Source organism: Pseudomonas grimontii (assembly GCF_007858185.1).
GTDB classification, from domain to species: Bacteria; Pseudomonadota; Gammaproteobacteria; order Pseudomonadales; family Pseudomonadaceae; genus Aquipseudomonas; species Aquipseudomonas grimontii.
Genome location: NZ_VFES01000007.1, coordinates 1 through 26,502, shown reverse-complemented (window position 1 = coordinate 26,502; position 26,502 = coordinate 1). Strand labels below are relative to the sequence as shown.

The 26,502-nt window shown below is 63.4% G+C and carries 13 protein-coding genes and 1 pseudogene; all 14 read right to left on the bottom strand.

The window, feature by feature from the left end; genetic code table 11:
- Window positions 1–16: 16 nt before the first annotated feature.
- A complete protein-coding gene (locus FIV39_RS12870) occupies window positions 17–571 on the bottom strand; it encodes a histidine phosphatase family protein (protein WP_090405702.1) in 555 nt (184 codons plus the stop codon).
- Window positions 572–689: 118 nt separating this feature from the next.
- Window positions 690–1,667 (bottom strand): LysR family transcriptional regulator, encoded by a 978-nt coding sequence (locus tag FIV39_RS12865; protein WP_090405705.1) that lies wholly within the window; start codon window positions 1,665–1,667, stop codon window positions 690–692.
- 51 nt (window positions 1,668–1,718) lie between these two features.
- Window positions 1,719–2,660: a peptidylprolyl isomerase gene (locus FIV39_RS12860; protein WP_090405708.1), complete on the bottom strand. Its 942-nt coding sequence runs from the start codon at window positions 2,658–2,660 to the stop codon at window positions 1,719–1,721.
- Window positions 2,657–3,118, bottom strand: a complete 462-nt coding sequence (locus FIV39_RS12855) for a YbjN domain-containing protein (protein ID WP_090405711.1) — start codon at window positions 3,116–3,118, stop codon at window positions 2,657–2,659. Before FIV39_RS12855 ends, FIV39_RS12860 begins: the two co-directional genes overlap by 4 nt.
- A gap of 20 nt (window positions 3,119–3,138) precedes the next feature.
- Entirely contained in the window at window positions 3,139–3,765 is a 627-nt protein-coding gene (locus FIV39_RS12850; RefSeq protein ID WP_090405714.1) for a DNA repair protein, read from the bottom strand.
- A gap of 18 nt (window positions 3,766–3,783) precedes the next feature.
- Window positions 3,784–5,484, bottom strand: coding sequence for a putative porin (locus FIV39_RS12845; RefSeq protein ID WP_090405717.1), 1,701 nt, complete (start codon window positions 5,482–5,484; stop codon window positions 3,784–3,786).
- Between the two features lie 55 nt (window positions 5,485–5,539).
- Window positions 5,540–6,244, bottom strand: coding sequence for an energy transducer TonB family protein (locus tag FIV39_RS12840; RefSeq protein WP_090405720.1), 705 nt, complete (start codon window positions 6,242–6,244; stop codon window positions 5,540–5,542).
- A 3-nt stretch (window positions 6,245–6,247) separates the two neighbouring features.
- The gene (locus FIV39_RS12835; protein ID WP_010211136.1) at window positions 6,248–6,673 is read right to left on the bottom strand and encodes an ExbD/TolR family protein; all 426 of its coding nucleotides are present in this window, start codon (window positions 6,671–6,673) and stop codon (window positions 6,248–6,250) included.
- Between the two features lie 11 nt (window positions 6,674–6,684).
- Window positions 6,685–8,484 (bottom strand): DUF2341 domain-containing protein, encoded by a 1,800-nt coding sequence (locus tag FIV39_RS12830; RefSeq protein WP_090405723.1) that lies wholly within the window; start codon window positions 8,482–8,484, stop codon window positions 6,685–6,687.
- 24 nt (window positions 8,485–8,508) lie between these two features.
- On the bottom strand, window positions 8,509–10,098 hold the full coding sequence (locus FIV39_RS12825) for a ShlB/FhaC/HecB family hemolysin secretion/activation protein (protein WP_090405726.1): 1,590 nt from the start codon (window positions 10,096–10,098) through the stop codon (window positions 8,509–8,511).
- 265 nt (window positions 10,099–10,363) lie between these two features.
- Window positions 10,364–10,460: pseudogene (locus tag FIV39_RS33915) on the bottom strand (transposase); the annotation flags it as partial.
- A gap of 1,558 nt (window positions 10,461–12,018) precedes the next feature.
- Window positions 12,019–24,282, bottom strand: coding sequence for a filamentous haemagglutinin family protein (locus FIV39_RS12815; protein ID WP_090405735.1), 12,264 nt, complete (start codon window positions 24,280–24,282; stop codon window positions 12,019–12,021).
- Window positions 24,283–24,487: 205 nt separating this feature from the next.
- Window positions 24,488–25,669, bottom strand: a complete 1,182-nt coding sequence (locus tag FIV39_RS12810) for a substrate-binding domain-containing protein (RefSeq protein WP_090405738.1) — start codon at window positions 25,667–25,669, stop codon at window positions 24,488–24,490.
- A gap of 474 nt (window positions 25,670–26,143) precedes the next feature.
- Window positions 26,144–26,502: type II secretion system F family protein (locus tag FIV39_RS12805; protein WP_186731524.1), on the bottom strand; the 359-nt coding region annotated here is incomplete at its 5' end.

The window sequence follows — 26,502 nt, the reverse complement described above, 5'->3', positions numbered from 1 at the left end:
TGCCATGTTCACGCACTCAGGCGTGAGTTTCCAGGCGCAGGCGCCACACCGTGTTGAAGCGCAGCTCGGTAGCGGACAGCGGTTCGACGTCGATCCGGTAGAACATCGACAGCGGAAATTGCATCACGTGCAACATCGCCGCGCGGATCACAAAGGGATGGGTGATGGCCACTATGTGTCCGGGTTGGGTCTCGAGGGTTTTCATCCACTGCGCCACCCGTGTGCACACCTGATCGACCGATTCGCCGCCGTGAGGTGCGCTGGCACTGTCGGTCAGCCAGCCCTGTAACTCGTTGCTGTCAAGATGGCTGAGGTGCTGGCCTTTCCAGCGACCCAAATCGCCATCACGCAGGGCGTCTTCAATAACCGACTCACTGCCATACAACCCTGCCGTCTGCCGGGCGCGGGCCTCCGGTGCGCACAACAAACGGTTTTTTTTCGGGTAGCGATCGGCCAGTGATAACGCCGCGCCTTTCCAATCCATGGCAACGGACTCGTCATCAGCAAAGCGCCCCTGTTTTTGCAGGGGCGTTGCCGCATGGCAGATCAAGGTCAGGCGGGTGGCTTGCATGACAGGTCGCTGATACGCAGAGATCGAGGCCACCAAGACTGGCGCAGTTAACCCTATGACGCAACGCCTTCATTCCCACGCGAAACAGTGGAACAACCCTTGGCCGTCCACTGCCGCGCTAATCAAACCACTCCCGCCGCCCCTCGAACGTGCTGACGATCAACGCCACAATCATCTGCACCGCCTCGGGGTGGCGCACCTGGGCATTCACCGCCAGCCACACCTGGCGCTGCATGCTGTCGGCCAGCAACCCCGGCAACGCCACCAGTCCCCGGTCGAAGCTGCTCATGTAATGGGGCAGCAGACCGATACAGGCGCCGCAGCGGATCATCTCCAGCATCAGCGAATAGGCATGCACCTGCACCACCGCCGCCAGGCGCTGTTCCACCACCTGGTTCCACGGCTGCAGGGCGTTGACCTGAGCGTCCGGCTGCCATTGCACCAGCATGTAGTCATCCAGGTCTTCCACGCTGTCCGGGCGCGTGATCAGCCGTGAATAGCGCTTGGCGATATGCGGCAGGTACTGCAATCGCGCCAGCGCCCGTGGCGGTTCGGTGACAAAGCTCGGACCGGGCACCGGGCCATCGGTGTCCGATAGCCACAGCACCACATCCACGTCCACCGATTGCAGGGACAGTTGGCTGTCGATGGAGATGATCTCCAGGCGCACGCTGGCATTGCGGCGCAGCAAGGCGATCAGATCACGGCCGAGGATGTCGTGCAGGATCGGTTCGGCCACCGCCAGGCGAATCAGCGGCTGCTCCACCGCCGGCAGGCGCCGTTCATGGGCCAGGGCGATCAGTTGGGCCTGCAATTGCTGGCCGTCGCGGCTGAGCACCAGGCCGTTGCCCTGGTAGCTGAACAGCGAATGACGCAGGTGTTCTTCCAGCTGCGCCAGGCGCTTGCGCAGCAGCGTCGCCTTGACATTCAGGCTGCGCGCGGCCTGCATGAAACAGCCGCAGCGCGCACTCACCAGAAAGTAGTGCGCCACCTCCGGGTCGATCTCGGTGGCCAGGGCCAGCCAGGCACTGCGTGGCTCAGAGGGTGCACGATAAGCAGTGGGCCCTTGAGGGGCAGACGGTTCGAGAAATGCCATGGGAGACTCCCTGTCTTGTTGGTCTGTGCATCCAATGCGGGTTGACGCGCGTTACTCCAGCACTTTGTTCAACTCGGCGCCGTCGATACTCAAGGTCGCGGTATTGAGCATGCCTTCCAGGTAGGCCTTGGCGATCTGCTCCTGGCGCTGGGCACGCAGGGCCTGGGTCAGCCGCTCACGCAGTTCGTCCAGGGTGGCGGTACGCGCCGGCTGCTGGCCGATGAGCTTGAGCACATGGAACCCGGCCGGGCTTTGCACCACGTCGGAGACCGCACCGACCTTGAGCCGCGCCACCGCGCCGCGCACTTCCGGCACCAGTTGCTGCAACGGCTGCATCCCCGAGTCACCACCGCGCGCGGCGCTGTCGGGGTCCTGGGAAAACTGCGTGGCCAGGGCGGCAAAATCAGCCGGCGCGGCCTGGGCCTTGCGGCTCAGGTCCTGGGCCTGACGACGTACCGCGTCGAGGTTTTGCGGGTCATTCACCGCGAGGAAAATCTGGCTCACCCGGTACAACGGCGGCGTGACCCACTGCGCCTTGCCACTGTCGTAGGCCTGTTGCAGTTCGGCGGCGCTGGGGTAGTCGGCCGGCACCTGGCTGACCGACAGCATGTAGTCGCGAAACACAATCTGCTCGGTGGCGGCGCGGGTCTGCTGCTCCACCTCCGGGCGCTGGCGCCAACCCTGGGCGTCGGCCTGTTCGAGCACGGCCTTTTGCGCCAGCCTCGAGCGAATCCAGGTTTCCAGGGCGCCACGGTTGCCGCGCAGTTGCTCGCGGGATTCGGCCGGCAGGCTGGCCAGCACGCTTTTCAGCTCCGGCAGGTCGATCTGCTGATTGCCCAAACGTGCCACCGCTGGCCCGCTCGGCGCGGGATTGATCACCGGCGCCGGTTGCTGCGCCGCCACCGGGTCACTGCCCGGTCGCAGGCTCAAGCCCACCGCCACCACCAGCAAGGCCAGCGCACCCGCGCCGACCATCAGGGTTGGCTTTTTCACAGGACCGGTGCCTCTTCGCCCACCGCCGCGGCCTGCAACTGCGCGGCCTGCTGGCTGTACTCACGCAGGTAGACGATAAATTCCTGCAACAGGCGGTCCCACAACTCCAGCTGGCTGCGCAGGTGCGTGGCGCCAACCCCGGCCACCACCACGTCCATTTCCATCAGCAGGAACTCACCCTGCACCGACAACCGCGCAAAGCGCCGCGAGGCGTTCCATACCGGGGCCAGGCCTTCGGGCAACTCGCCCTGCACTCGCAGCGCGCAGCTGTAGGTGAAATCCACATAGCTGCCCTGCTCCGCCGCCGGGTTACCGAAGCGCACGGCGAAGCCGATGCCCTGGCTGGCGCTGAGCAATTGCACGATACCGTTCTGTTCGCTCTGGTTAACCCGGTAGCCGGCGTCCTGCAACAGTTCGGTGAGGCTCTGGACGGTGACGCTGGTAATCAATTCGCTCATGGTGATCTCTTCCTTGTCTATCAGTGATTGGCAGCTGCCTGGGGCGCATCAAAACGGCTCTTGTACAGATCGTCGCCAAAACCCTGGGCCAGTTCCTCGAACTTGACCCGTGCGCTGCTGGCGAAGGGCTGGCGAATGCTCATCACCTCGGCCACATCGATTTTTTCGTAGGCCGCGAGCAGTTGCTGGGCCACGCCGTACATCTGTTGATTCTTGACTGAACATTGCTGCACTTGTGTGTCACGTTCGCTTAAGGCCGCCTGCAAGCGCGCGCGCTCGGCTTCTTTACCCTTGGCCAGCACCAGCAGTTCGTCATAGGCCTTCTTGAATTTGCCGATCTGCTCGTTGCTCGCCGCCACCTGGGCTTGCGCCTGGCTGTGCAGGCTCTGTTGCTGGCCCGCCAATTGCTCGGCGGTGCCACGGGCTTTTTCCAGCTCGGCCGTCAGCTGCTTGATTTGCGCCTGGGCCTGCTTGGCCTGGTTTTCGGCGGCCAGCCGTGCGGCACTGGCCTGGGCCTGTTCGCTTTGCAGCGCCTGCAATTGCTGGGTGGTGCTGCGCAATTGCGTACGCAGGCGCTCCTCCATGCCTTCGGCCGAAGCGCCGGTGGTGACCAGCAGCAGTAACAGCGCGCAGATTCGCGTGTTCATGTGGCATCTCCCTGCGCATCAAAAGCGCGTGTTGAGTTCCAGTTGCATCACATCGACTTCGAACGGCTGGCCATACACTTCGGACGCGCTTAACCAACGCGCACTGGCGTAGATGTTCTTGTCGATACCGTAGTTGCCGCCGATGAAATAACCCTTGGCGTTGGTGCCGCCCAGGTGGAACGACGAGTCGTTGAAGCCGTCGGGCAAGGCGTCCGGCTGGATGTACTTGTAGCCGGCCAACACGTTCCAGTCGCCGCGCTTGCGCATTTCCAGGGCACTGCCGAGGGTGAACGAGACCATCAGCGCATTGCCGCCACTTTCAAACTGGCCATTGCTGTTGAGGTTGTTGACGATCTCGCCTTCGCTGCGCTTGAGCATCTCGCCCTTGTCGTAGGCCAGGTTGTGGATGAAGTTGGCCTGGCTGCGCAGCTTGAAGTCGCTCGGCAGTTCGCTGTCCCAGACCAGGTTGAGGTCCAGCACATCGAACTTGGACGCCAGGCCTACGTATTGCGGGTCGGGCGTGCGCACAGGATCAGCCGGGCTGGTGGTGTTGTTGCGCAGGTTGAATACGCTGTTGCCTTTTTGCATGAAGGCCACGCGTGTGCCGTCGGTGTCGCAACCTGCCGCGCCCTGCCAGGTGGAGCAAGGGCTGGAGCGCTCGCCTTCGATGTCCTGGAACTGGTAGTAGGCAGCGGCGAGCTTGAGACGGTTACTGCGGTTGATCTTCCAGTCGGCGCCAATCTGCCCGCCAAACAGCCATTTGGTCTCGCTGTCTTCCTTGTCGATGCCATTGGTGCTGGCGGTGTCGGAGGTGTACTCGACCGGGAAGGCGCCAAGGGTACCGAACAGGCCCCACTCGCTGTTGAGGCTGTGGTTGAAGATCGCGGCCACACCGTCGAAGTTGAGGTCGTTGGAATACATCATGTCGGTGGAGTAGAACGGGTTGCCAATGCGCCCGGCGGTCAACGTCATGTAGTCGGTGGTTTTCCAGCTCAGGTAACCCTGGTCGAGCCAGATGTCCTTTTTGCCAAAGCCGCCGCCCAGGGTCTGGGTGGTGGACACCGGGTTATTGTCGGAGCCGGTGGCGATACGAATGCCGGCGGTCCATTCCGGCGAGATCACCGCTTTCATGCCCAGGCGTGCCCGCAGGCGGAACAGGTTTTCGCGGTCCTCGCGGGTGTTGATCAGCGGCGGGAACTTGCTGTTGGAGTTTTTGTTGACGTCGTACGGGCCGGTGTCGTTGAGCTTGGCGTAGTCGGTGATGGTGTTGTCGTTGCGGCCGGAGAAGTAGCGCGACTCGTCGCGCAGACGGATATCGCCATCAAAGCTGATGCGCGAGATCCAGTCGGGGAAGGTATTGGGCTGCGCCCAGTTTTCCTGCTTGGCGGTGGACATGACTTCGGCTTTGACCTGGTCGCGAATCTGGTCGCGCACCGCCTGCGGCACGTACTGCACACGCACATCGCCGGGCGCGGTCGCCGGGCCGCTGGCAACCACCGGCGCAGCGTTGGCCTGGCGGGCCTGCTGGGCTTCTTTTTCGGCCTGGGCGATCAGCCCGTTGGCGGTGTCCTGGGTCAGCACACCTTGCTGCACCAGCAGGCGGATCAGGTTGATGGTGACGTTTTCCGAAGGCGCAACCGGGGCTGCCGCCGCTTGCCCGACCAGGGTCGCGATGACCATGCCAACCGCCAGGGTCAGTCGATTCACGGGGGAAATCATGTGTACGCAACTCCTGTAAAAACCGTTGATAAAAAGTCGTTGAAAACGTATGCGGTCAATCCGGGCGCCGGCCCTTGAGGGACAGGCGCATGGGCAGCGTCAGCGACGCCGGAGGTTTCTGGGTGGCGCGCGGCGCACGGACCAGTGCGAGCATCTGGGCGTCGGTGTCGGCATCCCCGCTGGACTTGGCCACTACGGCCTTGGTGACCTGGCCCTCGGCGCCCAACCACAGGTCGATCTGTATCGCAAAGGCCTTCTTGCGCAGCTCCGGGTCTTCGCGCATCAGGCGCTGATACGTACCGGCCAGGTACTGCTTGTACGTGCCGGTCCCCAGCCCGCCGCCGCCACTGCCGGCCATGCCGCCGCCCTTGCCGGCGCCGATGTTGAAGCCGTCATTGCCGGACTGCGCATCGCCGTCGATCTGCATCGGGTTGGCCAGGTCTTCATTCGGTGACGGCGGTGCTTCCTCGGCTGGCTTGACCGCTTCGGGCTCGGGGCTCGGCACCGGCTCCGGGACTTTCTCTTCAACCTGAGGCTCGGGCTCCTTGGGCTTTTCCGGTGGTGGCGGCGGCAGTGGCGGCAACGGGATAATCGTCGGCACCTTCGGCGCTTCACGGCGTACGCCACTCATGTCATTGGCCCACTGCCAGAGAAACCAGGCCGCCACGGCGCCCAGCAACAGGCCGGCGCCCCACTTCAACGGGCGCAACGGCGGTTTGTTCTTCACGGGCAATGGCGCGATCGGGATCTGTGCGGTCATGACTCAGCCCTGGCTCGGTTTGCCGGTGACCAGCCCGACCTGGGACAGCTCCAGCCGACGCAGCAGGTCGAGCACCTCGATGACCTTCTGGTACTGCACCATCGCGTCACCGCGCACGATCACCGGGAAGTCCGGGTTCAGCGCTTTCTCGATGCGCAGGCGTTCTTCCAGTTCGCCGAGGGTCACCGGGTAAGCGTCGAGAAACACCTGGCCGCCGTCGTTCACGGAAATGGCCTTGGTCTTGGCCTCCGACAGCGACACCGAGGCACTGGCCTTGGGCAGGTGAATCTGGATCCCAGAAACCTGGGCGGTGGCGGTGAGGATAAACATCACCAGCACCACCATCAGCACGTCCACCAGGGGTGTGATGTTGATGCTGTCGACGGCGGCATCATCGTCATCGTCGTGGGAGGCATTTACGGAAGCCATGGCGATTCTCCTCAGGCCGGAACCGATGCGTGATGGTCGCGGCGGTGCGCGGCTTCACTGTGCTGGCTCTCGCCGTGCATCTCCGCCAGGCGGGTGATGAACTCGTCGACGAACACGCGCATGTCGGCGCTGACTTCCTTGTTGCGCGTGATCAGGCGGTTGTAGCCAAACAACGCCGGGATCGCGACAAACAGGCCCATGGCCGTGGCCAGCAAGGCCGCCGCCATGCCTGGGGCGATGGCGTTGATGTTCACGTCGCCGGCCATGGCCGTGCCGAGGAACACCACCATGATCCCCAGCACCGTACCGAGCAGGCCTATGTACGGGCCGCCGGCGATGGCGTTGGACAGGGTCGACAACTTGGCACTCAGGGCCTGGTTCTCACGGGTGCGTACACCGTCCATGGAGCAACGGATCGCTTCGATGGTGGCCGCCGACACCGACGAGGTGTCGGCGCCCTGGGCACGGCGGGTACGGATCTCCTTGACCGCCACCAGGTACAGGCGCCACAGCGAAGAATGGCTCAGGCGCTCAGCCAACTGCGCGTCGTCGGCATACATCTCCAGGCGCGTGCCGATCTGGGCGAAGTGCTCGCGGAACACTTGGTTGGCACTGCTCAGACGGCTGACCTGGCGGTTCTTGCGCAGCATGATGACCCACGACTGGAACATCATCGCCACCAGCACCAGGATGATCACCCAGGCGTCCACCGGCACGGCGTTGAGCAAAAAGCCCAGGCTGCCGAAGCCCATGCCGGACTGTTCTTCATCCACGCCGTAGGCCACCAGTTTCGACTCGGCGCCCTGGGCACTCGCGTCAGCCAGCAACAGCGCGGCCGGGCGTGCCACCTTGGACAGGCGCAGCTCATCCATGGCCCCGGCGAACGGCAGGTGCGTGCTGCCGGCGTCCGGCAAGTCGGCGCCGACCGCCAACTGCGTATTGAACGCGGGCATGGCCACGGCGAGGTTGGCGGTTTCACGGCCATTCACATACAGCGTGACTTTTTCGCCCTCGGCGGTGAACGCCAGGTGCTGCCATTGGCCAGGGTTCAGCGGCTGGGTCGACACGACGCGCTGGCCGTCGATCTCCACAAACGGCGTGCCTTGGTTCAGGCCCAGCAACAGGCTGTGGGGGCCGTCACGCCGGGCCAACACGATTTGCTCGCCACTGGCCTGGTCCAGGCGCAGCCAGGCGCTGAAGGTGAAGGCAGCGCCGGCGGCGTGTTGCAGCGACGGGCTGGCCGGCAACATCAGCGGCTGGCCGCCGAACTGCAAGGCGCGGCCGATCACGCCGTCGATACTCGCGCCGGTGGCGTTCAGCGCCGTGTTGGCGTAGGCCGTGGTGTCGCGGGCCGGTGTGCCGTTGGCACCGTCAAAGTGGTAGAGCGCGGTGTAATTCGGATCAAACGTCAGTTGGCCATTGGCGGTGGCCGGGGCCTTCTGGTTGCCGTAGTACATCCAGATGTCCTGGCGCTGGCCGCCTTCGACCTTGGGCACATCGACCCAGATCAACGCCATGCCCATCAATGGGTCGAAGCTTTCGATCTGGTGATTGAACACGGTCTTGTCATCGGCACCCACAAAGCGCAGGTCGCTGCCGTCATCCTTGACCCCGTCAAAGGTAAAGTTGCCGGTGTGCAGGCGCACCAGCAACGCGGTGCGGCCCAGGGCCTGATTGATCGCGGCGCCTTGGGCGGTGGTGTCCACCGAAATCTGTTTGCGGTAGTGCCAATCGTCCTGCCACCAGGCATGGGCGGTGGCCGGGAGCGCGAAGCCCAGGCAGATCAACAGGCTCAGGAATAGGCGTTGCATGGGTGAAGTCTCCGGAAGAAAAAGTCAGAAAGTCGCCTGCACACTGAAGTGCAGTCGCGAGTCCTGTTTCTGGGTGTTCGGTCCATCGAGCAGCGGGTAACCCCAATCCAGGCTGCCGGACAACCACTTGCTCAAACTGGCACGGGTGCCAAGGCCGACACTGGCCAGGCTGTATTCATCTTCTTGCTCGGGCAGCGGGTCGTGCAGGCGCATGCGCGCGCCTTCGGCGAACGCATAGAAGCGCCACTCCTGCACATAACTGCCGAGGAACTTGGCCAGGGACGGCGTGCGCAGTTCCTGGGAGAGCAAATACCCCTCGTCCCCGGTGCGCTCGGCCGCCAGGTAACCGCGCACCGAGGTGGCGCCGCCGGCGGAATACTGCTCGTTGGACACCAGCGGCCCGGAGGCCAGCTGGAAAGCACCCTTGGAGGCCGACTGCCAATCGTTGGCGAAGGTGTAGGTGTAATTCAGGTCGCCCTTGAGCACGGCGAAACTGGCACTGGCCTTGTAGCGCTTGTAATCGAACTCTTCGGCGTCGCTGCCGTAGCCAAAGAATGCGCGGGTGCCGACGACCAGGTTCAAGCCCAGCCCCAGCTGGGATTGCTCGGTGTAGCGATAGCCGTTGTAGCCCAATGTGAACGGTGCGTACTTGAGCGGCACCTGGTCGCTGCTGGAGCCGAACTTCATCTGCTCGTCGAAGTCCTTGAAGTCGATCCCGAACGAGAACGAGTTGGCCCAGTTGCCCGCCGCCGGCAAGCTGTAGATGGCGGACACGCCGTAGGAGTGGCCCTTGCCCAACACGTTGCTGCCGCCGATGGTGGCGATGTTGCTGTCGGACTGGTAACCGGAGAACTGCAAGGTCCAGCGCTCATCCAGCGGCGCACTGTAGGAGCCCGACCAGACCTTGGCGTTGGCGGTGTCCTGGGGCGCGGTGAAGTAGGTCAGGGAAATGCTGTGGCCCAGTTGCCAGAGGTTGTCGTAGCCCAGGGTGGCGACCGAGCGCAGCTTCTCGGTGTCGGCGCTGTAATCGTTGTTCAGGCCGAGACTGGCGTGCCAGGGGTTCTGGTCTTCGACCTGCAGATCCACGTCCATGGTGCCGGGGCGCTGGCCTTCGCGTACCAGTGGCGTGACCTGCCGACCGGCACTGCGGTTGAGCCCGGCCAGTTGGGTTTGCACCGTGGTGAAATCCGGTACCGCGCCTTCCTTGAGCCCCGGCACTTCGTCGCGGATCTCCACCGGCGAGTAGTGCTTGGCGCCGACCACACGCACGCGGCCCACCTTGGTTTCGCTGACCTGCAGATAGACGATGCCGTCATCGACCTTCTGCTCCGGCAGCTCGACAAACACCGACTGATAGCCACGCGCCTGGTAGATCTTCTGCAACGCATCGCGCGCGCCTTCGATATCGTCCAGGGTCTTTTGCGGGCCGAGGAACGGGTACACCGCCTCCTCGATCGTCGCCGCATCGAGCACGGTATTGCCACGCACGAAGTACTCGTTGACGTCCACCTTGCGCGCCGGGGCTTGCTCGCCCTCTTCGGCCCACACCGGTTGCGCCAGGACGCCCAGCGTCAGGCAGCACAACGCCAGCGTTGATTTGAACAGATGCTCCACACCGCCCCCTAACTGTCTAAGATTTTGCGCCGTCGCCGATTGCACGGCGTCTGGCCTGCTCAATTGCTGCTGGTCGAAAGATGGCTGTGCCGCGCCAGCCAGGTGTGCAGCAAGGCGAAGTTCAGGGAGAACTCCGGCATGTGCAGCAAGGCGCCACAGAACACTTCACCGATGATGGTCTGGATCAACTGCACGGCCTGCGGGTTGTTCAACAGGCTGGCGATGTCGCGCTGCAGGACGTGGATGCTCCACACCTTCTGGTTCAGCTCCAGGCCGACGAACCAGCGAAACAGCAGGTTGTAGTTCAGTTGCTCGTGCAGCTGCTGTTCGCTGGGTACCGAATACAGCAGTTGCAGCAGCAGGATCTGCACCACGGTCCGCGGCGCGATCAACATGCCCGGCTCGACCTGGAGCAGGTCGCGATGCTGCTCGAGCACCTCTTCGATCTGCGGGCGCAACAACACCAGCGAATGCCCCGCCGGGATGTAGCTGGACACTTCCTTCAAGGCGCCCTGCCAATCGTCCTGGGAGACGATCCACACCCACGGCGCGCCGTAGCGGTACACCGAAACCGGCTTCTTGCGCGCGGCTTCGACGATCTTCGACAGGCGCTGATCGAGCTCTTGCATGCCTACTTTCGAGTAACGTTCCATAGTTCCCATTGCCCCACTCCTGGCGTCCCGCTGACGGCTGGGGAGGCGGCTTGTGGCGGCCTCCAGCGCGTTACATAGGCAAGACGGAAGTGGCTGTGAGCTACCGAACTTTTGTCATGAAAGCTTCATTTGGGATTGTGAGGGGGGCAATTTTTCTGGGGCGGCATGTGCGGCCCTGGAGCTGAGCGGAGTTGTGCCCGGTGTACTCGGTTGGAAATGTGGGAGGGGCGGTGCGACGATTCGACTTGCTCCGTGGTGGCTCGGGAGCTGACGACTCTCTAACGGGTGCCCCGGACCTAAATGTGGGAGGGGGCTTGCTCCCGATGGCGGCCTCTGGGCCGACCATTTGCTGGGGTTGGAATGAGTACATATCCGTTGCTGCGGTAACGGCCACTTAGGGTTCCGCTCTTACAGCGGGTCACTTTTGGAAGAGCGCCAAAAGTAACCAAAAACGCTTCGCCCCACCACTCGGCACCTCGCCCAGGCTCGGTGTGCCCGTAATCCGACAGTGATTTGGGGGGCCGCCGCCACGCGCCATCCATGGCGCGGGGCGGCTAAACCGGCATCCCTGCCGGTTTACCCCCCAAATCACTATCGAATTCCGGCCAGCGTGGTTAACGGGGCGCCTGAGATCAAGATCAAGAGCGGCTCGCTTCGCATCGTGGTTACGTTGGCTGCTACACAGCAGTGTAGATGGCGCTGACAACCCCAGTCGTATCGCGAGCTGTTGCTGTTGCTGTTGCTCTGTTTTTGATTTTGATCTTAGGCGCCCCGTTAACCACGCTGGCCGAACGCAGGCTTGAATCCGTGGGTAACCCGGCAGGACGCCGGGTTAGCCGTCCTGGGCCAGGGATGGCCCATGACGGCGGCCCACGGATTCAAGCCTGCGTTCGGGCATGCCGAGCCTAGGCGAGGCACCGAGTGGTGGGGCGAAGGCCTTTTGCTTACTTTTGGCTGGGCCGGCATTCCGGCCTCTCCAAAAGTGAGTCGCTGTAAGAGCGAAACCATAAGTGGCCGTTACAGCAGCAATGGATATGTACTCATTCCAACTCCAACAAATGGTCGGCCCAAAGGCCGCCATCGGGAGCAAGCCCCCTCCCACATTCCAGTCACGGGGCACCCGTTAGAGAGTCGTCGCACCTACAGTTTTAACCGAGTCCCCCCACAATACCGCTCGGCTATAAGCTCGCCACCCTTCTGCCTCCCCAAAAAAATGGGGCGATCACTGATCGCCCCGAACGGTACATCGAGAGGTCCTTCTGAAGCTCTACAAACTGATCTGCCTGCGTTCCTCATCCGTCAACCGCGCCCGCGCCTGTTCACTCAGCGGCCCCGCGCCCAGCACCTGCACCGGGCTGTTGGGGTTGTAGCTGGAGTTTTTCTGCTGCGGCTCCGGATCGCGCGGCAACGGCTCGCTGCCCAGGCTCAGCACCTCCACGGTCATGATCGACGGCCGGCCCTGTTTGGCCGCCGCCTGCTGGCTGCGCGCCGCGTCTTCTGCGGCCTGGGACGCTGCCGCCCCCGCCGCGCTGGCTGAACTCATGGCGCCAGTGTTGACTGTGGCCGACACCGGTACCCCGGACGACTTGCCCTGGGTCTGGATATTCGCCGCGTTCACCACCCGCAAGGCGGCGATGTTGACGTTGCCGGACACCCGAATGCCCGCCTCCCCCGCATCGATGGTGCCCATCGGTGCGATCAGGTCGATGTCCCCCGCCGGCACTTCCGGGATCGGGTTGAGCGTGGCGATCCCCGCACCGGTACTCGGCACCGACGGCGACAGGCTCACGTTGCCCCAGTTGTCATAGACGCGCTTGGGCGGTGTGTACACCACGGTGGTCTTGGAGCCGCGACCGGCGTTGATGTCACCCTGAGCGGTCCAGGCCATGATCGAGCCGCCGAAGGTGGTCATGATACGGCTCTGGCCAAGCAGGATGCTGCCCAGGGAGTACAGCTGGATATCTCCAGCGCCCTGGGTGATCACCCCAGCCGTGGACGGCGGTGCGGCGCCTTCGATGCCGAACGTCTGGCGGCCACCCGGCGTGAGCATCTGGATCGAGCCACCGAAGTTGGTGTGCACGCCCGCGCCGCCGAACATCGTGATGTCGCCTTTGTAGGTGATCGGGTTGCCGGCCACGTCGGTCTCGGGGAACAACCGGGCAATCGCGGCACGACCACGCACATAGCTGCCCTGGCGCACACTGCCGTCCTGGTTGTACTCACGGCCGGCGGCCTTGAGTTCGGCGAAGTACACGTCGCGGGCGAAGATCCGTTGTTGTTCGGCGGGCAGTTCAGCGTAGTAGGTACGGGCCTGTTCGCTGTCGCCGGCGAAGCCGAAGCGTTCGGTGAGCCAGGTAACCAGCTCGTTTTCGTAAGTCTTGGCCACCTTGGCGCCTTGCAGGGATTCACCCGGTTGCGCCAGGTTGGCGGGGTTCAGGTAGGCCTCGACAAAGCGGCGGTAATCCGGGCCATTGGGGCCCATGCCAGCTTGCATGACGATGCTTGCGCCAGGGCGGCTGTCGCCGGCCGCGACAGCACCCAGGCTGTTCACCGCGACTTTGTCTTCCATCTGAATGTTGCGCCCCGCCGTCAGTTCCAGGGTGCCGGGGCCGGCAACGTTGAAGCTGCTGTAGAGGATGTCGCGGCCGGCGCTGGCGATGGAGATATCGGTGGGGCTGTTGTGTACGAACAGGTTGCCGATGAAGGTGTATTGCCCCGTGTCCGTGACACCACCGCTGGCACCACTCAAGCGCGTGCCGCTGCCGACAATATCGCGCCCGGCCTGCATCCACACCGGGCCTGCGCCTTCGTAAAAGGTTTGCCCGAGCCGAGCGTCACCCGCTCCCGTGATCGTGAGGGCGCGCCCACTGTTGACGCCCAGCAGGTCCCCGCTCAGCGCATAGAAACGTGCAGGTTCCAGGGCGTCACCCCAGGCCATACTGACCGTGTTGGGGCCAAAGGCAAACAGCGGGGAAACCATGAAGGTGGCTTTGCTGCCATCGCTGGACAGATTACCGCTACCGCTTACCGGGATCTGATTGCTCAGGAAGCCGAGAAACGCCGGGTGCAAAATCGTCGCCAGGCTTTGCGGGGCTGCGCTGGAGCGGCTGATGGGCAGGTCGCCGCCGTAGATCGAGTCGCCGGCGAGCAGTTCCAGTTGCCCGTTGGCCGAAGGCGCCAGCACCATTGCCCTGAGCGGCGGCACCGTACTTGGGTCACCGCTTGATGCACGGCCGTAATACAGGCTGCCGCTGGCGGCGACGGCGCGCAAGGTGGCGGGATAGACGGCTGCCATGTCGGTGTCCAGCGTCTGGGTCAGGGGCGTGAGGTTGCCCCCGGCGGAAAACAGGTCCACCGCCGTGCGGTCGGTCCACAGACTGAACCAGCTGTGTCCAATCCCGTTGATGCCACCGCTCGCGTAGGCCAACGCGTTGACTTGCGGCGCGCGGCCCGGGTCGGCGACATCCTGCAACACCAGGTCACCGCGGGTGGCCAGACTGAAAGTAGCGTCACCCGGCAACAGGCTCAAACCACCAGCCGCCCTGGCGGACGTGGAACGCAGCGGATCGTAGGCGCGCACTTCGCTCGGGCTCTGGTAGCTGGCCTGGTTACCATACAGCAGCGTCAGGCTACCCAGAGCGCCGCCAGTGAGTTGTACATGCCCTCGCGTATTCACCAGTGCGCCATTGAGGTGGTCTGTGTTGATCTGGCTGGCTGGGTTTAACGCTCCGCCGACCCGCAGGTTCAGATCGCCGCCACCGGTCAGTTGGACGCTGCCATCGGTGGCGACGCGGCCGGTGCTGCCGACGGCCAATACCAGGCCTTGGCTGCGGGCGCTGACGTTCTGGGCTGTTGGCGACACAGGGCTGATGATCCCTGCATCGCCGCCGACATCAACATTGAGGTTGCCGCCACCCAAGGTGCCGAACCCGGTGAACCCGACCATCTGGTCCGACCGCTGGCTTGCCACATAGGAACCAAAATTGATCCACCAGGCGGTGGCTTGCGCCTGGCTGCCACTGAGGCCATTGCCCTGACGCCACAACCAGTTGCCGACGTTGGTTGAGTCCACACCGAGATCGCCTAACGGACGCCCGATGCTAATCAGCGACGGGCTGGTGATATTGCCAGTCAGGTTGCCACCCGCTTTAACCAGCAAATTGCCACCCATCTCCGGGTACCACGCGCGGTACAGGCTGTCAGTGCCACCATTGACCAGCTTTTCGTTCGCCCCTGCGTCCCCGAGAACCTTGTCATTGCTACCCAAGGCGCGCTTGAGATTATAGGGGGCGTTGGCGGAGGTGCCGGCGGATGCGCTGCCGGCAGTGTAGACACCGAACAGCGACTCCATGCTCAGGTTACCGGCGGCCAGCAGATCCAGATCCGCTGCACCGGTACGTATTACGCTGAAGCGGGTGCTGCTACCCGAAACCAGGGTATAGGCATCGCCTTGCGTGGAGCAGAACTCAGGAAAATCAGTACACACCTCCGGGTAGTTAATACCAGCAAAATCAATAGGCTGCCCCGTCATGCTGTCATCGCCAAACCAGCCGACGGACCCCTCTTCGGTCCAGACCACAGCTGCCTGTCCGTACATACCATAATGACTGTCCGCCAATCGCAGATTGCCGCTTACCGGATGCGGTTGCAGCAGGCGACTGTCGGCTGCCTCAGTGTCGGCCCCCGCAACCAGGCGAATCGACCACGACTGCGAACCCTCCTCCAGCATGGGTGCAATTGCCCAGTTCTTGCCTGGGTGGCCGGCGTCACGCAACGTCACCGACTCCACGCCGCCCGGCAGCTTCACGTCTGTCCCCGACGGCAACAGGGCGCCCCGGGGCAGCACTCGGCTGGCGGTCAGCGTCACCTTGGTGGCCAATGGCACGCCCTTGGGCCAGATCAAGCCGTCGACACTGGCTGACGTGCTCAACAGGCTGCCGGCATCCAGGACACTGCCGATGGCGAGGGTCTGGCTCTGAGTCAGCAACGTGCCCGCCGCGAACAGCACATTGCCCGAGGCATCCCGAACAGCCGCCGCCAACACCGTACCCGCCGGGAGTACCAACGGTTGTTTGAGCGTAGCCGCGACGGGCAATCGGGTGCCCGCCGGCAGAAACAGGGGGTTGGTCAGTACATCGAAATTAAGCGCAGCGCCCGCAGGGAACACAGTGCCCATCTCCAGGGTCACGCCGCTGCCCGGTACCACCACGGTGCCGCCGGTGTAGTCGATACCGGCGCGCAGCACCCAGCCATTGTCATCGTCGGTGGGCGGTGGCGCGGCAAAACCGTCGTTGATGCTGCCATAGATATTCAGGTCGCCACCGGCGCGCAGGGTCAGGCTGCCGGACTCGGTCTTGGCCGTTGATTTGAGGCTGGCGTAGCGATAGCTGGAGAGGTCCAGGTCGCCCTGCACCACCAGGTCGCCGTCCGGGGTTTTGCTGATGATCTCTACGCCGGGACGCAGATGGAAAACATCACCGTAAGTTGCGTTGTTCAAGCCGGCGAGCTTCTGCAGCAAGTTGCTGTTAACACGCGCGGCGTTGATGAAATTCGTATTTGCTGGATCGACGACTTTCGTGAGGTAGTCCTGATCAATCACTTGGTAGGGGCGCCCATTGGGCGTTTCATCGGTTTTGGTCGGGGCATCGTCGTAGGTTCTCATGCCGTTGAGCGCAATCGAACGCGCGCCCTGGATAGTCAACGGCCCACTGGCGTCGATGGCGATGTCATCGCCGCCCACGCGCGGCGCATTGAGCTCCAGCGTGCCACGGTTGCGCCCGTCATTGCCGGTCGCGGCCTCGGTGCCATGGCGCAGGTCGATGCGCGCGCCATTGGCCAGGGTCAACTGGCCTTGGCCAGAGCTGAGGACCACGATGGCGCGGTTGGGCGAGTCGATGATCTTGCCGTAGCTGTCCACGCGTAATTGCGTGCCATGGGCGTCCAGCACGGCGCTGCCGTCGAGGGTCAGGCCGTTTTTCGCGGCCAGGTTGATGCTGCCCACGCGCTCACCGCTGGCATCTACCAGGCCGGTCACGCGCAGGCTGCCGTTGTCGATCGAGACGTTGACGTTGTTGGCCTTGACGTCGTTGCCGATGGTCAGGTCGCCCTGCTTGAGCTGGAAGCTGCGCGCACCATAGACCTGGCCCTGATTGAGGCGCTGGTTGAGCGCGGCGAACTGGTCGCTCAGGGTGCCACTGGCAGCCAGCCGCTGGGCCTGGATTTCAACCGAACCGGCCAGATACGGCACCAGCGTGCCGCCAGCATCGTAGTAACCGCTGCTGCCGGCGACGATTTTGCCCGACAGGTCGACGATGCCCGCCGCGCCGTCCACGGCCACTGCGCGCAACCGGCCCGCCTGGTTGTGCTGCGCCGACAGGTCGATGGTCGAACCGGCCGCCTGCAGCACATTACCTGCGCGGCTTTCCAGCAGCACTTCACCTCCCGCGCTGTACTTGGTCAGGTCGTTGAAGGGGATGGAACGGCCTGCCACATCAATCGATGCGACGTCGGTCAGCACCACATCGCCACGGGCACCCAAGGTCACCTTGCCGCTGGGCAGTACCACGGCACTGGCCAGGCGCAGGCTGTCGCCCTGCAACGACAACTCGCCGCCGATACCGTCCACCTTGCCCACCGTGCCCTGCGAAGCGCTCACATCAATTGCACCACCAGCGGTAATACGGTTGACCGAACCGGCCTCACCGGTCATCAGCGGCGTGAGGATATTCAGGTTGCCGCCGCTGTAGGCAAAGCCCTTGATCGCATCAAACGCGCCCTGGCTCTGGTACACCGAGAGGCTGCCCTTGTGGTTGGCGGTGATGCGCTCACTAGCATTGAGGTTGACGTTGGCAAAGCCCAGGGCGAGGCGGTCGAAGGTCTTGGTCGTGCTCGGCTGGGCAAAATCCCCATAGCCGAATTCGATACGCTCGGCATTGATGTCCAGGCGCCCGCTGCCGCTACCGGCACCGCCGGTCACCGCCGCCACAGGCGGCGCGACGGCACCTTGCCAGATCAGGTTGGCGGTGTGGATAGTCGCCACGTCGTTCAAGCCGCCAGAGCCGTAGATCGCCGGCGTGGACAGCATCAGGTTGCTCAGCAACGACTTGCCGGTCACGGCGTCATAAGTGTCCAGGGTGGTGGTGCCGTAGAAGTTAAAGCTGTCACGCGCCGACAGTTGCAGGGTTTCCAGCGCCGGGGCGCCGAATTGGGTGTCACCGCGCAGCAGGCGTTCCAGCACTTGCTGGTTGAGGGTCATACCCACCGGCAGGCGATTGTTGGCGGCTGCAGCGGCCAGGGCTTCGGGGCTGCCGACGTTGATGCTGGACACGCCCAGGTTCAGGTGGCGGGTGCCATAGCGCACCTCATCGCCCATCTGCAGGGAGCTGTCGGTCAAGGTAACGATGCTGCCTTCGGAATACAGGGCTGTCTGGCCGCTGCAGGGCGCGCTGTTGCACACGCCTAACTGGATGCCCCCACTGATGACTTCGCCCAATGACGGCGCGGCGACTACGTTGAGCAAACCGTTGGACACCGCCAGCATGTTCCCCACGTTATAGACAAAACCGTCACGGGCGTCATAACTGGCCTTGCCACGGCCAATGGTGTTGATCGAGGCACCTTGCTCGACAACGATGCTTCCGATGCCGGTCAGCAGCAGCACTTCCGGCGCGGCCAGGTTGGCACCGTCGCGTAGAATAATGGAGCTGGTACTGCCGCTGGCGACGTTAATATAGTTGCCGGCCTGGCCGTAATTAACCACCGTCATCCCGCCGATCACCAGACGTGAAGCGCCCAGGGCATTCAAGCTTTGCGCGTGCACGCTGATACCGTCGAAACCACTGCTGGCGCCCTTGCCCGCCGCCACGATTTCGATGTCCCTTCCAACCCCCCCTTCTGTGTTGACCAACGCCACTGTGCCGCCGTAACCGCCGTCAGCGGCCTCGAAGCGACCGGTGCCCTGGAACGAAAAGGCCTGCGCACCTGCTCCCGGACGCAAAGCCAGTTTCAAGGTCTTGGCATCCACTGGCAGCAGGGCACGGGGCACGCCAAGCCTGGCCGCATCAGCCACGGCGAATTGGGCGTAACCGGTTTCGTTGTACTGTGAGTATCGGCGTAAGGTATCGGCGGAGGTCAGGATCACCTGGCTCGACAGGCTACTGCCGATGCCGGTATTGGCGATGGACAGGCGCCCGGTGCTGGCCCATGAGCCATTACGCAACGGTTGGGTCGAGCCATCGCCGCCGAGCCCCGCCAGCCCGTTGATCTCCACCCGGAACGCGCCCGGCATCAGCGCGTAGGTGGAAGGCATCAGGGTGTAGGTACCGGCTGCCAGCCCCGGCACACCGGCACCGATGCTGATTTGCTGGCCGATCAACGGATCTACCGCACCGCCTTCCGGCGCCACCGGCGCATAGCCGGGTTGCGCACCCGGCACAATCGCGTAGATCGGGTTGGTGCTCAGGCCCGGCAACACAAAACCGCCATTTGCGCCGAATTGCACCAACGGGTTAAGGCGCGCATCCGTAGAGCCGCCACGTCCGGAAATGAACCCAGCCCCGAGTAATTCGCCACCGCCGGACAAATCCACCGTTGCTTCCGGCTGCACCGCCACCGACTGCCCACCCAATACCATCCCGATATACAAACCACCGCCGTTATCCGTTGCGCCCTGGCCAACGAATGTGACTTTCTTGCCGTTGTACATATAGACCTGACCATCCACCGTGCCGCCGTAAGGCAGCACCAGGCCCTTGCCACTCACGGAGGTCAGGCTACCCGGCAACAGTTCAACCTTGCCCGACTTCAGGATGCCGACTTCGATCAGCCCCAGTGGCGCACGCACCACGCCGCCCTGGCGGATATTGGCACCGCCCAGTTGCAGGCGACCGAAGGCCGAATACGGTACAGCGGCTGTGGCGTCGCCGATGCGTTCGATACTCAATGTGCGCGTCGGGTCAAAACCCGAGTTCTCGTTCTGAAACCCCGCCAGCACGCGCGCCCCGACTTCCGTCGCGGGGTACAGCTGCGCGGCGCGCAGGGTCATGTCGCCGCTGGTCACCAGTTGCGTGCTGATGCCCTGTGAGATCACATTCGCATCGGCACCGGCCAGGAAGCGCAGGTCGCCTTGGCTGGTCAGTTGCACATTGTCGAACCCGCGACGCTCGACCGCGACCTGAGCGTTATTCGCCAGCGGCACGTTGCTCTTGTTGCCAAACACCACATTGCCGCGTACATCGATCAAGTTGGCGCTGGCACGCAACTGCGCCGCCGTTGTCAGCGGCGACGGATTGGGCAGCAGCGGCACCGCACGCACATAGGCTTCCTTACTGCTTTGCGCAGGCGCAAGAATGCCGGCCAGCAGCAAGTAAGGCGCCGACAGGCTGACCCGCGAATTGGCCGCCGCCCCCTCGCTGAGGTTGTAACTGGCGCTGTACAACCGCAGGCTTTGGCCCATGTTCAACGACACATCGCCGTCGAAACTCAGCAAGCCGTTGCTGAGCAGGGCCAGGTTGTCGAAACCGCCAGCGGTGATCTGGTCGACACCGAGACGGCCGTGACCGTACTCCAGGCTGGCGCCGGTCGGTAAGGCGCCAGGTTGATGGGTCTGGCTGAGTACCAGCTCGCGCACCTTGAGCACCCGGTCGTTCACCGCGTTTTTCGCGTAATAGGGGCTTTCCAGCGCCAGCGACAAGCTGCCGCCCGCCGCGCCGGCGCCCCCGGCACGCGCGACAAAGCTGCCGTCCAGGTACAGACCATTGTTGGACGCAAAACTGATGCTGCCGCCATTGCTGGCGACCGGCACACGACCCTGGCCTGGAACATCCAGCACCGCCTGGGCACCGGACGCCTCCAGGCGCGCGCCTTCGCGCACCACCACAAACACATCGCCGGCGCTGGCAATGCCGGTGGCCAGGTTGATATCACCACCGATGCTGATCTTGCCGCCATTGAGGACCTGGCCATACACGCTGCCTCGGTTGCTCACCGCCGTGACCGCGCGCGCTGCAACGTCGATCAGCGCGTTCTCGCCCACCCAGATCGAGCGGTCATGACCGGCGGCAATCGGCTGTTCCCAGGCCTGCGGCGCCAGGTTCAGGCCACCCAGGCTGACACTGCCGCCCCAGGCATTCAGGCTGCCGTTGAGGGTCAACTGGCCGACGCTGCGCAGGTTGATGCCCTGGCCGGGATCGACATTGATCACCGCGCCCTGGCCCACGGTCAGGGCGGTGGTCGCCAGTTGTGCGGCGGTGGAATCCTTGGAGCCGGCCGTCAACGTGAGGCTGGCACCGCGACGCTGGGTCAGAACGCCTTGGGTCGGGTTTTCCTGGTAGAGCGCCGGCGTCCAGCGCTCCAAGGCCGTGGCGGGGTCGCTGCCACTCGGCGCGGCCAGCGTCTGCTCGCCCAAACGGTAGACCGGCGTAGTGACATCCACCTGAGTGCCATTCGTGACGAGCAGCCCTTCGTTGCCGGTAATGTCATAGGCCGAGAAGCCCTTGTTGAAGAAATCGCCCGACAGTTGCACGGTACCGCCGTCGGGCGCGGTGGCGCTCTCGCCGATCTGTACCTTGCGCGCCTGCAACGCCAGGGTGCCGCCGCCATTGACACCATAGCCGCGAATCTCGCCGTCCAGCACCAAGGAGCCGAGCGCGCCCAACGTCACGTCGCCGCCCTTGCCGCCGGCGAGCTTGCCATCCACGCCGAGGGTGGCCCCGGAAGAAGCATCCACCACACTGCCGGTCGCCAGCTTCACGTTGCCGGTGCCGCGCAGCGATACCTTGCCACCGTTCACATACGCCACGCCTTCGCGGTTGTTCGGGTCCAGCATCAGGTTGTTCCAACGCCCGGTGGCGTCCAGCTTGACACCTGCCGCCACATCGGCCCGCCCGCTGCCCGCGAGGATCACATCCCCTACGGTATTGCCCGAATTGAGATTGACCTGATTGAGGATGTTGCCCGCATTGAGGGTGCCGCCATGGGCCGTGAGGTTGGCGTTGATATTGACCTCAGGCCCGAACAGGGTGATATCGCCGCCGTCCGCCACATTGAGCGCACCATTGACGGTGATCTGTTGCGTGACACCGACTTTGATCTGATTCGTCACACCGACTTTGATCGCCCCCAGTTGATAGCCATTGAGCTGATCACTGTCGAGCACCATCTTGCCCTGGCGATCCGCCGGCAATGCGGTGGTGAGGTCCAGGCCGTCGGCGATTTTCTGCGTGTTGCGGTCGATCAACACTTCATCGGCAGTGCCGGTCAGCGCATAACGCAGGGTGCCGGTGGTCTTGTTGTAGACCGGCGTGTACCCGCCAATGATCAACTGCGCCCGTTGGGCCATGGCCTTCTGGGATTGCTGGTAACCGTCGAGGTTGATGTTCGGCGCCTGGGTCTGGCGATCGCCCTGGAACACATCGCTGACCACCTGGCCTTCCAGCACCGCGCTGGTGGTGCCGACCACCAGCTTGCCCGCATCGCGGCCCACCGTGTAACCGCTCTCGAAACGGCGTTGCTTGGCGATCATCGGGTTGTAGTAGTAATCGGTCTGGCCCCAGCGCTTGCTGGTGTCTTCATAACCCTTGTAGAACCCGGAATAGAGAATATCCCCCGGCGCGTTGGACAGCTCATACAGGCGCCCGTCCGGGCCCTTGAGCCAGGTCTGCTGGATATACCCGGCCTGCACGTCCACGGTGCCGCCCGAGAGGTTGATCTGCGCGCCCTTTTGAGTCACCACATCCTTGCCGGTAAACGTCACGGTGCCGCCCTGGGCCATCCACTCACCCACCGAGTGGCCCTGGGTGCCAAGGTAACCACCGACTTCCAGCAGGCCGCCGGCGGTGTACCAGCGATCCGTTGCATAGCCGTTGGTGCCTGCGGGCACAAACACCAGATCGCGCAGGTCGACCCACACATCGTTGTTGATCAACTTCCCGTCTTCACGGTTGACCGGCGCGTCACGCTGCTCGTTGCCCTGTACGTTGATCTTGATGTTGTTGGACTCCATCGACACCTTGACGCCGACAGCCCCGGATACATCAATCATCGCCCCATCGCGCACCAGACTACGCCCGGCGGCACTGACCGCGACCTGCCCACCGGTGGCCAGGGTGATCGAGCCTTGCTGGAAATCCACGGTGCCGCCGCTGACGATCTCGATACGCGACTGGTCGGTACGGTCGGCCACCGCACTGAGGTTGTTGAACTGCCCGGTGATCAAGTTGGCGGGCATGCCGTCGAGCTTGATCAGGCCATTGCTTTGCTGGCTGTTCAGCGCAGTGCTGCCACTGCTGTCCAACAGGATCGAAGTGGTACTGCCCTCGCCCAGGGTCACACTGCCGGTGGTGTCGGTGGCGGAATTGAGCAAGTGGATCGTGCCACGGGTGTCCACCGACGTGCTGGCCAGGGCCACGCCATTTTGCTGCACCTGGTGCCCGGTCAGGGTGATGTCCCCGGTGGACGCCATGATCAGACCGTTGTTGCTGACCTTGCCGGCGCTGCTGCCAGCCTTGAGGCTGGTCGCCACTTCATTGCCGCGCGTGGTGGAGCGGTCGTTGCCAGTGGTACCGACACCCTTGCGGATGTAGAAGCTGTCGCCGGCGGCCAGGGTGGTCTGACCCTTGGCGGTGCTGATAGTACCGGCGTTGTCCACTTCCGCACCCAGCAACAAGGCATAGCCGCCCGCATCCGTCGAAGTGGCCGGGTTGTGGGTCTGGATCAGCGCACCGCGCTGCACCTCGACCTTGCCCGCCGCGTCGGTGAAGGTCGGCTGGGTGCCGTTACCATCCACGTAAATACCGCTCTGGGTGAACTGCTGGTCGGTGATGTTCGCAGCGGCGGCAACGAGGTTGCGTACGTTGACCTGGCTGGTGCCACTGAAGACCACGCCGTTGCGGTTCACGATCATCACCGTGCCGGCGCCGTTGATCTGGCCCTGGATTTCACTCGGTCGTGCATCGGGGTCGTTGACGCGGTTGAGCACCGCCCAACTGGACTGCTGCTGGAAATCCACCGTGGTGTTGCGCCCGACGTTAAACGTCTCCCAGTTGAGGATCGCCTTGTCGGCGGTCTGCTCGATACTCACCGTGGTCTTGCCACCGGACTGGGTTTGGGTCGGGCCCTTGGCGTTGGTCCAGCCCTGGGTCAGGCTGTTATCCACCTGCAGGCCGCCTTTGCCGAGGCCATCGGGAATCGTCGAGACCTGGCCGAACGCCGCCTGGCGTCCCGCCGCTTGCGCTGCCTGCTGCGCCGCAATCGCCGCGACGCTGGTGTTCAAGGTGCTGATGGAGCGCGCCAACTGCTGGTTGACCCGTGCCTGCTGGTTCAGCGAAGGAACCCCCGGCACCTGCCCGGCACTGATACGCGCCGCCGTCGCCGCCTGGCTCGCACCTTTCTCGGCAAACCAGCTGGAACTGAACGCCGTGGCCGCATGGGCATTGCCCGCCACCATCAACAAGGCAATGGCCTGGGCCAGGGGCTTGAGGCGCAGCACAGTTTCTTGGGCTTTCAGGTTAACCGGCGATTTGCAGCGGACCATCGGGGATCTTCCTTCTTTGTTATCACGCAGGGAGCAAGACAGGCTCACGTATGAGGGTTAGGCGGTTGGCGAGGGGCGGGACTGAACTTCTGTCATGCAAAGTTCATAAAGGCCTGATAGCGGATCGAAAACCCGTACAAACGCAAAAACCAGCAACGGCACAGGCCGTTGCTGATCAGGTGTTGCAGGTCGGTGAAAGCGTGGGTTACAGCGGACGACCTTTACCGTTGCAGACGTTGGTGTTGCCGATGCTCAGGGCGTTGCTGGCGGTCAGGAAGCTGCCGCGAATAGCCAGTTTCCAGTTGGATGGCAACGGTACGAACGCGTTGGCTTCGATAGCCGCATCGTTGTTCGCGGATGCGCCGTAGTGCTTGGTGAAGAACTCTCGCACTTGGCTGGTCTGGGTGGCGTCGGCGTAGCACTGGCTGAAGATCAGGTTGGTGAAGCCCAGGATCGGGTAGCCCGACGATGGGTAGGCCACTACACCGCCGCCCGTCGTTGCACCGAACACCGGCACCCAGGCGTCAGGGTTGCCACGCGCGGTTGTGGCAGGCAGCGGTACTGCGCTGATGGCGGCGGAGACGTTGGCGGCGGCTGGCGAAACGCCCAGGGTGTTGGTGGCGACGTTCTTGCCCACGCGAGCAACTTTGGTCGCGTCGTCCAGACCGGCCAACGTTGGCGCGGCGAAGTCAGGGCTCATGTAGGTGATCCCGCCGTCGGTGCCAGACAAGGTCGTCATCACACCTTGGCTACCCGTGGCGGAAACGGCGCCGGTAGGCAAGCCACCGGTGTAGCTGGTGCCGAAGGTGGTGGTGACGTTGAAGGTACCGGTTTCAGCCGTGCACTTGGCGTTGAGGAAGCGAGTGAACAGTTCGGTAGTGCCGCTGCTTTCGCTGCGGTAAACCAATTTGATCGCACCCGTACGACCAGAACCGGTGATGCCGCTCCAGTCAGCAATACGGCCCGAGAACACGCCGCACAACTCGTTGACGCTCAGGTCAACAGCCGCAGTGCCGCTTTTGTTGAAAGGGATGGCAACCGCGGTTCCAACCGAAGGTACTTGAATCAGTTTGCCCCAGCCCGGCTCTTTATCGGTAGCGTAGGTGGCCAGCTCTGTCGAGGTCAGCTTCGAATCACTACCGGCCCAGTGCACGTTCTTGGTGGTGTCAGTGCCGAACTGGATGTACTTGTTTTCCAGAAACGCGATTTTGCCTTTGCCGCTGCCCACACCGATATACGGGGCAAAACCGGCAGGCAATACTTCCGGCGTCAAATACAGTTTTTGCGGCAGGGTTGCGCCGCCACCATTGATGTCAGCCATAGCAGCCTGTGCCGAGCACAGTGCAGCGAGGGTCATGGATACCGCGAGAACGTTGCGCTTAAACATGAAGAATCTCCTTTCGTCGTGTTTGTACGTTGGGGTAGATGGCTCTTGCATGACGCCATGGCTTCGGTCCCAGGCCGTGTCTCGGGGGTGGCGAGGGGTGAGGCCATGGGTAGGAAATTTCGCAGTTTCCGATGACAGCAAAAGGAAAAAACCTCGGGAGGAAGGGCTTGATTTTTAAAAAGATTCTCGGGTGTTTTGGTCATGGTTTTGAGCGGTTTGGCGGCAGGTGACAGCGAGGTTTCAGTGAGGGTTTCGTCAAGGCGGCGCGGGCTGTGACACGGGGCCTGGATGTGACGGAATGAGGAACCCGAGGTTGGGGTCTGGCGATACCGGCCCGCCCCAACATCAACTGAACAGACAGGGTCCAATGTGGGAGGGGGCTTGCTCCCGATAGCGGTGGGTCAGTCAGCTCAGTGGTAGCTGATACACCGTCATCGGGAGCAAGCCCCCTCCCACATTGGTTTTTTGGTGTGTTCAGGTCACCAGTTGGTTGATCTCGATGATCGGCAACAGCACCGCCATCACAATCACCAGCACCACCGCGCCCATCACCACGATCATCAATGGCTCCAGCAACGCGGTCATGCCCATGGCCCGCCGTTCAATATCCCGCGACAACGTCTGCGCCGCCCGCTCCAGCATCGGTGGCAGCGAGCCGGTTTTTTCGCCGCTGGCGATCAGGTGGATCAGCACCGGCGGGAAGACCTTTTCCACCGCCAGTGCCGGGGCCAGGTTGACGCCTTCGCGCACCTTGGCCGTGGCATCGTTGACGCACTGGCTCAGGCGGTCGTTGGACAGGGTTTGCCGCGCCGCTTCCAGCGCGCGCAGCAACG